The organism is Pseudomonas paraversuta (genome assembly GCF_904063065.1).
Classification (GTDB): domain Bacteria; phylum Pseudomonadota; class Gammaproteobacteria; order Pseudomonadales; family Pseudomonadaceae; genus Aquipseudomonas; species Aquipseudomonas paraversuta.
Map to the genome: position 1 here is coordinate 206,226 of NZ_CAJFCL010000004.1, position 15,277 is coordinate 221,502.

Consider the following 15,277-nt stretch of genomic DNA (forward strand, 5'->3'; position numbering starts at 1 on the left):
CTCGCGCCTACAAGACCTTTACACTTTGAAGACCGGCACCGGGTTGCACCACCGCTCTTTGTACTCGCGGTCGGCGCGACCGAACGAAAAACGCAAAGGTTTGTTCAGGCTACGGGCCTGCTCCCAGGCCGACTGGGTGTTGAGGAAGCTCAACACACTGCCAGGACTGAAGGCCCGGGTTTCGGGATCGACACCGCCATTGACATACTCAACGCTGATCCACTGCGGCGATTCAACGCGATACACCAACTGAATAGCAATCGGCAAATTGTTAAGGAAAATCACCGAGCCGATCAACAGCTCGCGCAACAGCTCGATCACCTCTGCCATGCGCTCGGCACCGGTGGCGACAAAACCCCAGCGGCGCAAAAACAGATCGCAGTAAATCGAGGCCAGTTCAACACTGGAAAACTCCGCCACCGGACGTACCACACCGCCCGCCTCTTCCAGCAAGCGCAGTTCGCGGCGCTGGTTATAGCGGAACTTCTTCGAGAGTTCTTCAGGGGTACGGGCCATGGCCAACTGCTCGGGCTGCAGCACCAGGTTGCTGAAACGACCTTCGTTGAGCTGCGACAGATAACGTGCACGATGGCGCAACGGCGCATTGGCGTCGGCGGCCGCGGGCAGGATCAACTCGGCATTGCCCAGATCAAACAGACCTTTTTTGCCGTGCCGCTTGAGCACGTCCTTGGACAGGGCCACATCACGGCCCCAGGCAGGAATCGCCGCTTTGAGCTCGCCATTTTGCTCCCACGCCAGATAGCGCACCGGGATCCCGGCCAGTGCGGCCAGGCGCTCGACCACCAGCGGATGGGTCGCGACACTGCCGCCAAAACGCTGCCAGGCCTCAGCATAAGCGGGAGCATCGACAACGCTCCAGCCACGCTCGCGCCAGCCTTGAAATCGATTGAGCATCAGGACTCCGCAGTCAGGTCGGTAACTTGCGGCAAATGCCAGAAAGTGTCGCGCACGGCCTGATCACTAAAGCGCTCCTGCAAGCGCGCCAGCATCAGCTCGGCACAGGCCAGACGCTGTTCGTCATCCAGCACGGCCAGATGTTGCAGGCCCTGGGCCAAATGCTCGGCATCACCCAGCGGGAACAGGATCCCGACGCCTTCGACCACTTCCCTGGCGCCGCCACAGGCCGTGGCCAGCAGCGGGACTCCAGCAGCCATGGCTTCCAGCAGCACCATGCCGAACGGTTCATGATCGGAACTGAGGGCAAACACATCAAACCCGCGGAAATAGCGACGGGCATCAGGCACCTGACCCAAAAACTTCACGTGCTCGGCAATTCCCAGCTCTGTCGCCAGCTCTTTGAGGTCCTGCTCCAGGCGGCCCTTGCCCAGAATTGCCAGCTGACTGTCGGCAGGCAAGCCCGGCAACGCTCTGGCAAAACCCCGGATCAACGTGGCCTGGTCTTTGTCCGGATGCAGGCGCCCGACGTTACCGACAATAAAGCCATCAACCGACAACCCCAGCGCTTCACGCGCCTGGGTGCCCGGCAACTGCCCGGCTTGTACGCCCGCAACATCGATGCGGTTGTACAGCGTGCTGATGCGCCCGGTCGGCCACTTGGGCAGGCACTGGCGCATGTCATCACGCACCGCATCCGAAACACCGAGCAGGCTCAGGCGTTTACGGAACAGGTTGGCGAAAAGTTTACGACTGCGACGCTGATAATCGCCAAAGGCGTGATGCACGCCAATCACCGGCAAACCGGTGGCCAGCAAGGCCACATAAATCGGCTTGAAGCGATGGGCGATGCAAAAGCTGAAATTGCGCGACGCTGCGATTTTACGCAGCTCGCGGATGGCTCCCAGCTTCAGGCCACGTATGGCCTTTGAGCTGAATTCCATAAACAGCACTTCATCAGACGCACAACCTGCAGCCACCTCGGGATCGGCCGCCCCGGTCAAAAAGACCGTGGTAACGCGATAGCCAGTGCCGGCAAACAGGCTGGCGTACTGACGCGCGCAGTCCAGAAACGGCCCGTCATAGCCATGGCAGAACTGCAGTACATGGCGCTCAGTCGAGCGATTCATACGTTTGCGCACCTTCTTTAACAACCAGAATGTCTTCCATGATCAGGTACTGCAGGTCAGAGCCGAAGAACATGTTCAGCGCATCGGTCGGCGAGCAAACCATCGGTTCGCCACGACGGTTGAGCGAGGTGTTCAGCGACACACCGTTACCGGTCAGGACTTCGAGTGCTTTCATCATGTCGTAGTAGCGCGGGTTGTATTCGCGCTTGAGCACCTGGGCGCGGGAGGTGCCATCTTCATGGACAACCTCAGGCACACGGGACTTCCACTCATCCGACACTTCAAAGGTGAAGGTCATGAATGGCGCAGGGTGATCGACCTTGATCATCTGCGGGCCCACGGTATCGAGCATCGACGGGCAGAAAGGCCTCCAGCGCTCGCGGAACTTGATTTGTTCGTTGATGCGGTCAGCCACGCCTTCGCTGCTCGGGCAACCGATGATCGAACGACCGCCCAGGGCACGCGGGCCAAACTCCATGCGGCCCTGGAACCAGGCCACCGGGTTGCCGTCGACCATGATCTTGGCGATGCGCTCAGGGGTGTTGTCGATTTTGCGATACGCCGGCTTGCCCGGGTGACGGGCACAGGCCGCAATCACGTCTTCGTTGCTGTACGCAGGGCCGAGATAGACGTGTTCCATCTTCTCCACCGGCACGCCGCGAGCGTGGGACACATAGGCTGCTGCGCCCACCGCCGTACCGGCATCGCCGGACGCAGGTTGCACAAACAGCTCTTTGACTTCAGGGCGGGCAATGATCTTCTGGTTCAGCTTCACGTTCAACGCGCAGCCGCCCGCAAAGGCCATTTTGCCGGTCTCCTTGAGGATGTCGCCCAGGTAGTAATCGATCATTTGCAGCGACAGTTTTTCAAACAGCGCCTGCATGCTGGCCGCGTAGTGGATGTAAGGTTCGTCGGCGATATCGCCTTCACGCTTGGGCCCCAGCCACTCGATCAGTTTTGGCGAGAAGTAGAAACCCTTGCCGTTTTCTTTGTAGCGACGCAGACCGATGACGTTGGCGTATTCGGTGTTGATCACCAGTTCGCCGTTTTCAAACGAGGCCAGACGCGAGAAATCGTATTTGCTGGCGTCGCCATACGGCGCCATGCCCATTACCTTGAACTCGCCGTCGAGCATCTCGAAACCGAGGAACTCGGTAATCGCGCCGTACAGGCCGCCCAGGGAGTCCGGATCGAAGAATTCCTTGATCTTGGTGATCTTGCCGTTTTCGCCATAACCGAAGAAAGTCGTGGCGTACTCACCCTTGCCGTCGATGCCGAGGATCGCGGTTTTCTCTTTGAAACCCGAGCAGTGATAAGCGCTGGAGGCGTGGGCCAGGTGGTGCTCAACCGGTTCGATCTTGATTTTTTTCGGATCGAAGCCCAGTTGCTCAAGACAGAACACAATCTTGTTGCGATAGCGCTTGTAGCGACGGTTGCCCATCAGGATCGCGTCAAGGGCGCGGTCCGGGGCGTACCAGTAACGCTTGGCATAATGCCAGCGCGCCTTGCCGAACAGGCTGATCGGTGCGAAAGGGATCGCAACCACGTCAACGTCGCCAGGCTTGATACCGGCCTGTTCTAGACAGAATTTCGCCGATTCGTAGGGCATGCGGTTCTTGGCATGCTTATCACGTACAAATCGCTCTTCTTCCGCCGCTGCGACCAGCTTGCCGTCGATATACAGGGCTGCGGAGGGGTCATGGCTCAGGGCGCCGGACAGGCCAAGAATCGTCAATGCCACAGGTTGTGCCTCTTTGGAATGCAGGCAGGCGGCAGGCGCCTGAAAAAATGGTGTGCTGCGCCCAAGGCGCAGAAACAACTAAAGGGCGGGATTATAGCGTAAAGCGCGAGGGAATGACCCAGCGCGATTTGCCGCGCTCCCCGGCCCTGGAACAGGCCTCCCGAGTCGCCACCCATGCCCTGGCCAAGCAATCCGGCGCGGCACCCGCTAAACTGCGCGCCCTCTGCTAGCCTGATACCCGTCGCCCAGACAGGTCGCTTCACACGGAATCCCTGAACCGCCCATGAAATTTTTTGCACCTGCACGCCTTGCCATGCTGCTGCCCGGCCTGAGCCTGGCCTCCACCGGTTTCGCCGCCCAAACCCTGGAACTGGACCCGAGCGTCATCACCGGCTCGCGCAGCGCCAGCCCGAGTTTTGATCTGCCGTACTCGGTAGACAGCATCAGCCAACAGCAAATCAGCGACGGCCAACTGGGGATTAATGCCTCGGAGGTTTTATCCCGGGTGCCGGGGCTGGTGGTGCAAAACCGTCAGAACTACGCCCAGGACCTGCAAATTTCCTCCCGTGGCTTTGGCGCGCGCTCGGCATTCGGCGTGCGTGGCATCAAGTTGATTGCAGACGGTATCCCGGCCAGCACTCCCGACGGTCAGGGGCAAGCCGCCACCTTCAACCTCGATACCGCCGAGCGCATTGAAGTGTTGCGTGGCCCGGCGGCCACCTTGTACGGCAGCAACGCCGGCGGGGTTATTCAAATGTTCTCCCGTGATGGCGAAGGCCCGCCGCGCATTGGTGCCGAAACCCTGATCGGCAGCGACGGCATGAGCAAAAACCACCTCACTGCCGAAGGCGCCACCGATGATGTCGGCTTTGTACTCGATGCCTCGCGCATGGACACCGACGGCTACCGCGACCATAGTGCTGCACGTCGCGACCAGACCTTTGCCAAGCTCAACCTGCACCCCGATGACGACAGCAAGCTGGCGCTGATTTACAGCAGCCTTGAGCAAAACGGTACCCAGGACCCGCTGGGACAAAGCTGGGATGCCTACAAGGCCGACCCGCGCTCGGTGACCCCCGCAGCCCTGACCTACAACACCCGCAAGAGCATCGACCACCAGCAACTGGGGATGAACTACGAGCGTTATATCGGCGACGCCACCCTGCAGGTCAATGCCTACACCGGCACCCGCAGCGTTATTCAGTACCTGGCGATTCCCAAGGGAACCCCCAGCAACAACCAGGGGGGCGGTGTGGTTCAGTTCGACCGCAAGTTCTACGGTGGCAGCCTGCGCTGGCTGCAACCTGTGGCTGGCGTGCCGGGCGAACTGACCCTGATTGGTGGTCTGGACTTTGACCAGAGCCAGGACAGTCGCCACGGTTACAACAACTACATAGGCGACCAACTGGGGGTCAAAGGCGCGCTGGTACGCGACGAGGTCGATACCGCCCGCAGTCTCGATCCGTATGTACAGGCCAACTGGGCCATCGACGACTGGACCCTGCAGGCCGGCTTGCGCTACAGCACCATGGAAATGGACGTCGATGATCAATTTTTGAGCAATGGCGACGACAGCGGCACCAAGCGCTATGAAAAAGCCACGCCGTCGGTCAGCGTGATGTATGCCTTCACCCCTGAGCTGCATGGTTATGTCAGCGCAGGCAAAGGCTTTGAAACGCCGACCCAGGCCGAGCTGGCCTATTCACCCAGCGGCACTGGCTTTAACTTCGGCCTCAAGCCTTCCGAAAGCACGCAGTACGAAATGGGCCTCAAGGCGCAGATCGACAACACCCGGATCAACGCGGCCGTGTTCCAGATCACCACCGAAGATGAGCTGGTGGTTTTGGGCAATAGAGACGGGCGTACGACCTACCAGAACGCCGGCCGCACCCTGCGCCGCGGGTTTGAACTGGGGATCGAAAGCCAGCTCAGCGAGCACTGGACCACTACCCTGGCCTACACCCGCCTGCAAGCGACCTACGACAGCGACTTCGCCAGCACCAAAGGCACTGTCGACAAAGGCAACTACCTGCCTGGCGTACCGCAGACCACCTTGTTTGCCGAAGTGAACTGGAAGCCGGCCGACTGGGTCAGCACCGCCATCGAAGGCATGTACCGCAGCAAGGTCTACGTTGAAGACACCAATACCGAAAAAGCTGCGCCGGCTTATAGCGTATTCAACTGGCGGGCCAAGTTTGAACAGAAGGTCGAGCACTGGACCTTCCACCAGACCTTGCGCCTGGACAACCTGCTGGACCGTCAGTACGTGGGTTCGGTGATTGTGGCCGACGGCAATAGACGCTTCTACGAAGCCGCGCCGGGCCGTTCGTGGTATGCCGGCGCCGGAGCCGAATACCGCTTTTAAACGCCCCCCCGCCCCTGTAGGAGCGAGCTTGCTCGCGAGCTCTTCCAACGCCGCAATGAAAAGCTCGCGAGCAAGCTCGCTCCTACAGAGGGTTGGGGGATCAGGGCTACCGGGGGCCGCCGGGGCCAGATACAAACAGCGAATCCCCCCGTAGGAGCGAGCTTGTCTCGCGAGCTCTTCCAACGCCGCAACGAAACGCTCGCGAGCAAGCTCGCTCCTACAGAGGGTTGGGGGATCAGGGCTACCGGGGGCCGCCGGGGCCAGATACAAACAGCGAATCCCCCCGTAGGAGCGAGCTTGTCTCGCGAGCTCTTCCAACGCCGCAACGAAACGCTCGCGAGCAAGCTCGCTCCTACAGAGGGTTGGGGGGTCAGGGCTACCGGGGCCGCCGGGGCCAGATACAAACAGCGAATCCCCCCGTAGGAGCGAGCTTGTCTCGCGAGCTCTTCCAACGCCGCAACGAAACGCTCGCGAGCAAGCTCGCTCCTACAGAGGGTTGGGGGATCAGGGCTACCGGGGGCCGCCGGGGCCAGATACAAACAGCGCATCCCCCCCGTAGGAGCGAGCTTGTCTCGCGAGCTCTTCCAACGTCGCAATGAAAAGCTCGCTCCTACAGAGGGTTGGGGGATCAGGGCTACCGGGGGCCGCCGGGGCCAGATACAAACAGCGCATCCCCCCCGTAGGAGCGAGCTTGTCTCGCGAGCTCTTCCAACGTCGCAATGAAAAGCTCGCTCCTACAGAGGGTTGGGGGATCAGGGCTACCGGGGGCCGCCGGGGCCAGATACAAACAGCGCATCCCCCCCGTAGGAGCGAGCTTGTCTCGCGAGCTCTTCCAACGTCGCAATGAAAAGCTCGCTCCTACAGAGGGTTGGGGGATCAGGGCTACCGGGGGCCGCCGGGGCCAGATACAAACAGCGCATCCCCCCCGTAGGAGCGAGCTTGTCTCGCGAGCTCTTCCAACGTCGCAATGAAAAGCTCGCGAGCAAGCTCGCTCCTACAGAGGGTTGGGGTCAAGGCTGTCTGGGCAGGCGGCCGTCGATCACTTGATACAAGGCACTGTCCACCGGCCAGTTACGCATGAAGCGTGCACGGTCGCGGACATAGGCCGGGGCGAAACTACTCAGGGAGCGGTGCTGACACATTGAATCCAGATCAATCAGTGCCCAGCGCCCTTCGTCCCAGAACACGTTGTGACCCTTGAGGTCTCCATGGCTGATGCGCTCGCGGATCAAATCGGCAAACAGGCCATCCAGCGCCTGCAACTCGACTTCTGGCGCATCACCCTGCTCAACATAGGGCGCAAAGCGCTCGATGATGTCCGCACCCGGCAAGTACTCGGTCACCAGATACGCTTTACCGCGCAGCCAGCAAAAACGTGTTTCCAGCAGCGCCAGCGGCCTGGGCGTAGCAATGCCGAGAAACCCCAGGCGGTTGCCCTCGCGCCACGAATGCCAGGCCCGGCTCGGACGCCAGAAGCGCTTGAGCCAGTGGGCAAAGCCCTTGATGTTGTAGCGCTTGACCACCAGCGTGCGGCCCGCCACTTCGACCTTGCCAACACTCGCCGCGCCACCGGTCTTGTACAGGTGCCCCCGATCGAGCAAGGCATCGGCTTGAGCCAGTACCGGCAGCATCGCCGCCTCCTGGTCGCGGCGAATGGCGCGCAGGGCAAAAGCCCCGCGCTGCACGCTAAACAAGGTGCAGTCGCGCCCGACCTTGGTCAAAAAGTCGTTCAGCCGCCAGGCACGGACTTTCTCCACCTGCTTGAGCAGCGCTTCCAGCGGCAGTGCGTGTTCACCATTGCTGAGCAGGTAATGCACCAGCAATTCTTCGATAAAAGGCTCCAGGCTTTTCGGCAACTGGGCGAAGAACACGCCGAGATTCTCCAGTACTTTTTGTCGCGACAGCGGCTTGCCCGCCTCTTCGACGCAAATCCCCGCACCGTCGATCAAATACAGTTTGCCGTTGTGACGCAGCAGGTTGTCCAGGTGCAGGTCTTGCTGCCAGAGCCCCTTGAGGTGCATCTGCCCGATCGCCCCCAGGGCCTCTGCCAGAACAGCTTGCTGCTCATCGGACAGTACCGGCAGAGCCTGCACGGCTTTCCAGGCCATATCGAGGCTTTGGGCGTCTTCCAGAAATTCGAACAACAACCAGCCGCCCTCGCCTTCCTGCAAACCGTCGGCCAGCAGCAAAGGGGTGGTCAGGCCTTGATCGGCCAGCAGACGCACGCCATTGAGTTCACGCTGAAAATTGCGCGCGGCTTTAGGGCCGACCATCAACTTGGCCAGTACCGCACGCCCGCGCCAGACACCGGCGCCGACATAGCGCTGGCCCGGCAATACACGCAGCAAGGTCAATAGTTGCAACCGCGCCGGCCCGGCGGCGTCCGCCAGTTCAATGCTGAGCGGCAAACCCGGCGCACGCCCGGCTTTTTGCAATTCGGACAGGCGCATCAACGTTCCCCTTTGCGACTACGGCGCAGGTTAAGGCGCTGATACCACGCATCCACCAGGCCGCTGTCAGCCGGTTGCTCCAGATAGGCGGCGAGCAAGGCGCGCACCCCGGCTTCAGTCCAGGCATCTGCCCGGCGCAGCAACGGCTCGATGTCCTTGACCCGATCACGCTGCCCCAGCAGCAACGGGCGGGTTTTCTCCAGATCGATCAGTTGCGCGCGATAGGCCGCACCGTCAGGCTGCAGGAATATGTGTTTGGGATAAAAGCAGCCGTGAACCTGGCGCACCGCGTGCAGCCGGCGGGCCAATTGACCGCATGCCTGCAAGATCGCCTGCTGTTGCCCGGCTGTCAGCTGCGGCCACTGTTCGAGCAAAGAATCCAGGTCATTCCAGCCATCCAGAGCGCGGGTCATCAGGATCGCCCGACGTTCGCCCGGCACTTTGCGCTCGCCGAAGAACACGGCCTCCAGCGCCGGAATACCCAGCGTTTTGTAGCGCTCGATATTGCGAAACTCGCGGGCAAAACTCGGCTCGCCCAGGGGGCTATGCAGGGTGCGGGTCAGGTAATTACTCTGGCGCTTGAGGTAAAAGCCCTGGCCTTCCAGATCCATACGAAACACGCTGCTCCAGCCACCACCACTGGTGTTGGGTTCGTCCACCGCGTCCAGTTGCACGGCCCACAATGCATCAAAGTCGGCCAGCCCGTTACGCTCAAGCAAGGCGCGGTCAGTGCCTGCAATAAAATCAGTCATTCCCGGCCCTCAAAGAAACGCACGATATGACGAACCCGCTCTTTGTCCGCCGCATTGAGTGTATTACGCCCCGTGTACTGGAAATAAAAACGCAGGCGCTGGGTGGCAGTCAGGTGGTATTTGGCCACTTTGTCGAGGCAGGCCAGGTCTTTGGTGATGCGGTACTTGAGCCAGAAACCGCGCCAGAAGTCGCCATTGGGGCAGTCGATCAAATACAGTTTTGCCTGATCGTCGATCAGCAAGTTGCGCCACTTGAGGTCGTTATGGGTGAAGCGGTGGTCGTGCATGATCCGCGTATAGCGAGCCAGTTGACGACTCACACCGTCGACCCAGAGCCGATCCTTGAGCAACGGATCGTGGTTGTCGGCCAGTTCTGACAAGTCGCGGGTATTGGGCAGTTCGCGAGTAATCAGGGCGCCACGGGCATAAGCCGCACCGCTGCGCTCAAGGCCCCAGGCCACGACCTCTGCCGTGGGAATGCCCCACTTGGCGAAACGCTTGAGGTTTTGCCATTCGGATTTGACCCGCGGCCGCCCCAGATAACGGCGCAAGCCTTTACCGGCTCCGGTGTAGCGCTTGACGTAATAATTGACCCCGGCGCGCTCGACGCGAATCACTTCGGACAGCGGATCACGGGTCAGGTGCTCTCCCTGCAAGGCGAAGACCGCGTCCAGAGTGCCAAAATCCGCTGCCAGAGCGCTGTAAGCCGGTTCCAGATTCCAACCCGCCATTACAGTGCATCCCCATAACGCAGTTTGCGTTCATAGAGTTTGCTTGCCTTGCCTTCCAGCCACGCCAGCAGGCGGGCTTCTTCGCGCAGGATCTGGCGTAGCGGCAACTGGAAATAACCGCGCAGGAAGCGCAGTTTGTCGCGTTGGGTCAGGCCGATGTCCAGCGCCGAGAAGTACAGCGCCGCCAGGTCTTTATTGCGCCAGCGCTTGCTGATCACAGTGCGGGTCTGGGCACGGTGCAGGTCGATGATGGACAGGCGGAAATTGTCCGCCGTGACCGGCTTGTCGGTGTGCAGCAGGAAGTGGCAGATGTAGCAGTCGCGATGGTTGACCCCGGCGCGGTGCATCATGCCGGTCATGCGTGCCACTTCGGCGATCAGCGCGTGCTTGAGTTTGGGCTGCGGCGGCTGTTTGACCCAGTTGAGGCTGAAGTCTTCGAGGCTGACGGTGGGCGCCAGCTCTTCAGTGATGATGAACGAGTGCTGCGCGGCCGGGTTGCTGCCCTTTTCGCCATAGGCGACGGCCGTCATGGTCGGTACGCCGACTTCATGCAGGCGCTTGATCGCACGCCATTCCTGGCCCGCCCCGAGTACTGGCAGCTTGGCGGTCAGCAGGTTTTTGAAGACTTCACCCCAGCCAATGCCACGGTGAATTTTCACAAAGAAACCACGCCCGTCGACTTCAGTACGCAAGGTACGTCGACCCTCCAGCTCGCGGTATACCTCGCCTTCCAGACGCTCGACTTCGGTGAACGCATCGCGTCCGGCCCACAAGCTTTTGAACGGTTCGGCAAGAATCAGTTTCATCGGTGTTGCTCCGCCAGAATCACATCCGCAGCGTGCTGCGGCATGCTATAGAGGTCGGCCGTCTGCGCGTAGGCCAGGCCGTTTCGGCTCCAGGCCGCACGCGCAGCATCGTCGGACAACATGTGTGTCAGGTATTCATTGAGCTGGTTCTGCTCGAAAGGCTCGTCCAGCACCCGCCCGCAATCGGCGTCGCTGATGTAGTGGGCATAGCCGCACACTGCGCTGACCAGCACCGGCAGCCCGGCCACCAGTGCTTCCAGCAGTACCGTGCCGGTGTTTTCGTTATAGGCCGGGTGGATCAGCAAATCGGCGCCCAGCAGGAAACGCGGGATATCACTGCGCCCTTTAAGGAACTGCACATGGTCGCCCAGCCCCAGGGTGGCGCTTTGCAGCTGGAAGACCTTGGGGTCGTCCTGGCCGATCACGAACAGTCTGGTGCGCTTTTTAAGCTCAGGGGGCAAAGCGGCCAGAGCTTTCAAGCTGCGGTCCACACCCTTGGTCTTGAACCCGGAGCCAATCTGCACCAGCAACAGGTCGTCATCGGCCAGCTGGAATTCGCGGCGGAACTCGGCGCGGATCTCGGCCGCGTTGGCCGGTGCCCGGCGGTCCAGCGCGATACCCGGTGGCAGCAAATGGAAGCGCTGCAACGGGGTCTGGTAATGCTTGATAAACAGCGGTTGCTGGACCTCGGAAATCATCAGGATTTCGGTCGCAGCATCCTTGTCGAATACCGCACGCTCATATTCGGCAAAGTGCTTGTAGCGCTTGAAATGGCGATACATCGCGTGCCGCAGGTTCTGCGCCTTGTCTTCAAAACAGCCGTCCGCCGCGTAGTACACGTCCAGACCCGGCATTTTGTTGAAGCCAATCACCCGATCGACCGGGCGCTTGGCCAGATCGGCCTGCATCCAGGCGAGCATTTTTTCATTACGGGTGTGGTTGAAGAACGCCTTGACCGGCGCCACCAGCACTTCGAAGCCCGGCGGAATATCGCCTTCCCAAATCATGGTATAGACCCGGATCTGGTGCCCGCGCTTCTGGCACTCCAGGGCAATGCGCATGAAATCGCGTTGCAGGCCGCCAAACGGGAAGTATTTGTACAACACAAAAGCCAGTTGCATCAGCGCAGTTCCTCAGCCAGTAACAACGTGCTTAATCGACTTGCGACACGCTCGGGGTTCAGGCGAGTGAAGCACAAAGGCCACTCGCTCTTCAGATCAAACCGCTGCTGGTCCTGTGCAGTCGGCTGGTAAGTACATTTTTTCTGCAGGCACGGGGCACACGGAAAATCGCTGGCCAGGTGAATCTGCACCTTGCCATAGGCACCCGTGAGGCCGGGATTGGTCGGGCCGAACAGGGAGATGGTGGGCACATCCAGTGCCGCTGCCAGATGCCCAAGGCCGGTATCGACCGCCACACAGGCACTGGCGCTGGCCAGCACCCTGGCAACACCCGCCAGGTTCAGCCTGGGCAGTACCACGGCGTTGCCCAAGCCACTGGCAATGCGCTCTGCCCTGGCCTTTTCCGCCGGGTTGCCCCAGGGCAAGCGGACTTCAATGCCCTTGTGTCCCATGCGTAGCGCCAGATCGCGCCAGTACACTTCAGGCCAGTGTTTGGTATCCCAGGTGGTGCCATGCAAAAACAGTACGTATGGCTTGTTGCGCGGTAATTCAATCAGCCGCTCAACATCGAGCCCGTAATCGCCCAGCCCCTTGGGCAGGTCGTAGCCCAAGGCAACGGCAAACAACTGGCGCAGGCGCTCAACTGCATGCTGCCCCCTGGCTACGGCCAGGCGGCGTTGATAAAAGCGGCTGGCCAGCGGTTCGCGGGCAGAGTTCTGGTCCAGGCCGGCCACCGGAGCTTTGACATAGCGCGTCAGCCAGGCACTTTTGAGCAGGCCCTGGGCATCGAGCACCAGGTCGTATTTCTCGGCGCGCAGACTCTGCTTGAAGCGCCGCCATTCACCGCTCTTGATGGTTTGCCAGATATTCTTGCGCCAGCGGCGAATGGCCACCGGAATGACTTTTCCCACTGCCGGGTGCCAGGTCGGAATCTCGGCAAAACCTTCTTCCACCACCCAGTCGAAGGTGATCCCCGGAATGGCCCGCGCCGCATCGGTCAATGCCGGCAGGGCATGAATGATATCCCCCAGGGATGAGGTTTTTACCAACAGGACGCGCACCTATTTAACCTCGACCACAGAGCCGTGCAAACGCTGCAAGGCTTCAACCACCGGCTGCGGCATCAACTCACGCAGACAGTTGTAGTGGCCGAAACGGCAGGTACGATCAAAGCAGGGGCTGCAATCGAGACCCAGGCGCACGATCTCGACCTTGTCGGCCAGGGGCGGGGTGAAGCCCGGCGACGTGGAGCCATACACCGCCACCAACGGGCGATTAAGCGCCGCCGCCACGTGCATCAGCCCGGAATCGTTGGACACCACCGCATCGGCGCACGACAGCAGGTCAATGGCTTCCGCCAGGGAAGTCTCGCCGCTGAGGTTGACCGACTCTTCGCGCAGCCCCGGAATCAGCCGCGCGCGGATGTCTTCGCCCACCCCGTGATCGTTTTTGGAACCGAACAGCCAGACTTGCCAGCCTTCGCGAATTTTTTGCTCGGCCACCGCCGCGTAGTGCTCCGACGGCCAGCGCTTGGACTCGCCAAACTCGGCACCCGGGCACAGCGCCAGCACCGGGCGGTCCAGCGCCAGACCGAATTTGCCCAGTGCCGCAGCGCGACTCACCGGGTCGATTTGCAACGCAGGACGCGGGTACGGCCGGGGCAGGTCTGCCCCGGGCTCATAGGCCAGGGCCATAAAGCGCTCGATCATCAACGGATAGCGATCTTTATCGAGCTTGCGCACATCGTTGAGCAGGCCGTAGCGGAACTCGCCGCGCCAGCCGGTGCGTTTGGGGATACCGGCGAAAAACGGCACCAGTGCCGATTTCAGCGAGTTGGGCAGCAGGATTGCCTGATCGTATTGACCCTTGAGGGACTTGCCGATCTTGCGTCGCGTGGCCAGTTCGAGTGCGCCGTGGCCGAGCGGAAAGCTCAAGGCCTGACGAACTTCAGGCATGCGCTCAAGGATGGGCCGGCTCCACTCGGGGGCCAGCACATCGATTGCGCAATCCGGATGACGCTGTTTCAGGCACTGGAACAGTGTCTGTGCCATCACCATGTCACCGACCCAGCTGGGCCCAACGATCAAAATATTCATAAGTTTCCATAAACGAGCAAGGGAGGCATTCGCCTGATACCTGTCTGTTAAAAGCCCTGTTACCTCAACCGCAGGAGCGGGCTTGTCTCGCGATGATCTCGATAGCGCCGCGTTTATCCAGTAAACACGCGTTAGCGTTAACGACCATCGCGAGCAAGCTCGCTCCTACAGAAACAGCGTTCATTTAACTGACGGGAATCAGGCATTCGCCTCCCCGCTGTAGTGCCATATCGCTTTATTTGACCAGTGTACGCCACTCTGGGTGAGCAGTAGTCTTGCCGGTTACCAGATCAAAGTAGGCTTTTTGCAGTTTTTCGGTAATCGGACCGCGACGGCCAATACCGATCAGTCGCCCGTCAACTTCGCGAATCGGCGTCACTTCAGCGGCAGTGCCGGTAAAGAAGGCTTCGTCGGCGATGTAAACCTCGTCCCGGGTAATGCGTTTTTCTACAAATTTGTACCCAAGCTCGGTGGCCAGGGTCAGGATCGTGCTGCGGGTGATGCCGTTCAGGCAAGCCGTCACGTCCGGGGTGTAAATCACGCCGTCCTTGATCAGGAATACGTTTTCGCCCGAGCCTTCAGCCACGAAGCCTTCCGGGTCCAGCAGCAACGCTTCGTCAGCACCGCCGGAAATCGCTTCCTGCAGGGCCAGCATCGAGTTGATGTAGTGACCGTTGGCCTTGGCCCGGGTCATGGAGATGTTCACGTGGTGACGGGTGAAGGAGCTGGTACGCACCTTGATCCCGACTTCCAGGGCTTCGGCGCCCATATAGGCACCCCAGCTCCACGGGGCGATGATCACATGGACTTTAAGGCCGGTGGCACGCAGGCCCATGGCTTCAGATCCGTAGAACACCATCGGCCGGATGTAGGCGCTGTCGAGGTTGTTTTCACGCACCGCCAGGCGGGTCGCTTCGTTGATTTCGTCTTTGCTGAACGGGATCTTCATGCCCATGATGTGGGCCGAATCGAACAGGCGGTCAGTGTGCGCCTGCAGGCGGAAAATCGCCGGGCCTTGCGGGGTTTCATACGCGCGCACACCTTCAAACACGCCCATGCCGTAGTGCAGGGTATGGGTCAGCACGTGGGTTGTCGCATCGCGCCACGGCACCAGCTTGCCGTCATACCAGATCACACCATCACGATCAGCCATCGACATCATTACGCTCC

12 protein-coding genes are annotated in these 15,277 nt (G+C 60.6%); 1 reads left to right on the forward strand and 11 read right to left on the reverse strand.

Going from position 1 to position 15,277, the window contains the following annotated elements:
• Window positions 1-18: 18 nt before the first annotated feature.
• The 3 genes from JQ845_RS09860 to JQ845_RS09870 are packed head-to-tail and all read right to left on the reverse strand — an operon-like array spanning window position 19 to window position 3,786.
• Window positions 19-915, reverse strand: coding sequence for an antimicrobial resistance protein Mig-14 (locus JQ845_RS09860; protein ID WP_003438932.1), 897 nt, complete (start codon window positions 913-915; stop codon window positions 19-21).
• Window positions 915-2,045: a glycosyltransferase gene (locus JQ845_RS09865; RefSeq protein WP_003438931.1), complete on the reverse strand. Its 1,131-nt coding sequence runs from the start codon at window positions 2,043-2,045 to the stop codon at window positions 915-917. Before JQ845_RS09865 ends, JQ845_RS09860 begins: the two co-directional genes overlap by 1 nt.
• A complete protein-coding gene (locus tag JQ845_RS09870) occupies window positions 2,029-3,786 on the reverse strand; it encodes a carbamoyltransferase family protein (protein WP_003438928.1) in 1,758 nt (585 codons plus the stop codon). Before JQ845_RS09870 ends, JQ845_RS09865 begins: the two co-directional genes overlap by 17 nt.
• A 283-nt stretch (window positions 3,787-4,069) precedes the next feature.
• Between JQ845_RS09870 and JQ845_RS09875 the strand changes: the two genes are divergently transcribed.
• Complete coding sequence (locus JQ845_RS09875; RefSeq protein WP_203008936.1) at window positions 4,070-6,151, forward strand: TonB-dependent receptor family protein; 2,082 nt, start codon at window positions 4,070-4,072, stop codon at window positions 6,149-6,151.
• A gap of 1,010 nt (window positions 6,152-7,161) precedes the next feature.
• Here the strand turns inward: JQ845_RS09875 and JQ845_RS09880 are convergent.
• From JQ845_RS09880 to JQ845_RS09915, 8 genes are all read right to left on the reverse strand, one after another.
• Window positions 7,162-8,601, reverse strand: a complete 1,440-nt coding sequence (locus JQ845_RS09880) for a lipopolysaccharide kinase InaA family protein (RefSeq protein ID WP_203008937.1) — start codon at window positions 8,599-8,601, stop codon at window positions 7,162-7,164.
• Window positions 8,601-9,353 carry a lipopolysaccharide kinase InaA family protein gene (locus JQ845_RS09885; RefSeq protein WP_003438921.1) on the reverse strand — a complete coding sequence of 251 codons (753 nt, stop codon included), beginning with the start codon at window positions 9,351-9,353 and terminating at the stop codon, window positions 8,601-8,603. Before JQ845_RS09885 ends, JQ845_RS09880 begins: the two co-directional genes overlap by 1 nt.
• A complete protein-coding gene (locus tag JQ845_RS09890) occupies window positions 9,350-10,084 on the reverse strand; it encodes a lipopolysaccharide kinase InaA family protein (RefSeq protein WP_003438919.1) in 735 nt (244 codons plus the stop codon). The genes JQ845_RS09885 and JQ845_RS09890 overlap by 4 nt, the downstream gene beginning before the upstream one ends.
• Window positions 10,084-10,890 carry a lipopolysaccharide core heptose(I) kinase RfaP gene (rfaP, locus tag JQ845_RS09895; protein WP_010656268.1) on the reverse strand — a complete coding sequence of 269 codons (807 nt, stop codon included), beginning with the start codon at window positions 10,888-10,890 and terminating at the stop codon, window positions 10,084-10,086. Before rfaP ends, JQ845_RS09890 begins: the two co-directional genes overlap by 1 nt.
• Window positions 10,887-12,011, reverse strand: coding sequence for a glycosyltransferase family 4 protein (locus JQ845_RS09900; protein ID WP_003438913.1), 1,125 nt, complete (start codon window positions 12,009-12,011; stop codon window positions 10,887-10,889). Before JQ845_RS09900 ends, rfaP begins: the two co-directional genes overlap by 4 nt.
• Window positions 12,011-13,072 (reverse strand): lipopolysaccharide heptosyltransferase I, encoded by a 1,062-nt coding sequence (gene waaC, locus JQ845_RS09905; protein WP_003438909.1) that lies wholly within the window; start codon window positions 13,070-13,072, stop codon window positions 12,011-12,013. Before waaC ends, JQ845_RS09900 begins: the two co-directional genes overlap by 1 nt.
• Entirely contained in the window at window positions 13,073-14,107 is a 1,035-nt protein-coding gene (waaF, locus tag JQ845_RS09910) for a lipopolysaccharide heptosyltransferase II (RefSeq protein WP_003438906.1), read from the reverse strand.
• Between the two features lie 235 nt (window positions 14,108-14,342).
• Window positions 14,343-15,266, reverse strand: coding sequence for a branched-chain amino acid transaminase (locus JQ845_RS09915; RefSeq protein WP_003438904.1), 924 nt, complete (start codon window positions 15,264-15,266; stop codon window positions 14,343-14,345).
• Window positions 15,267-15,277 lie beyond the last annotated feature (11 nt).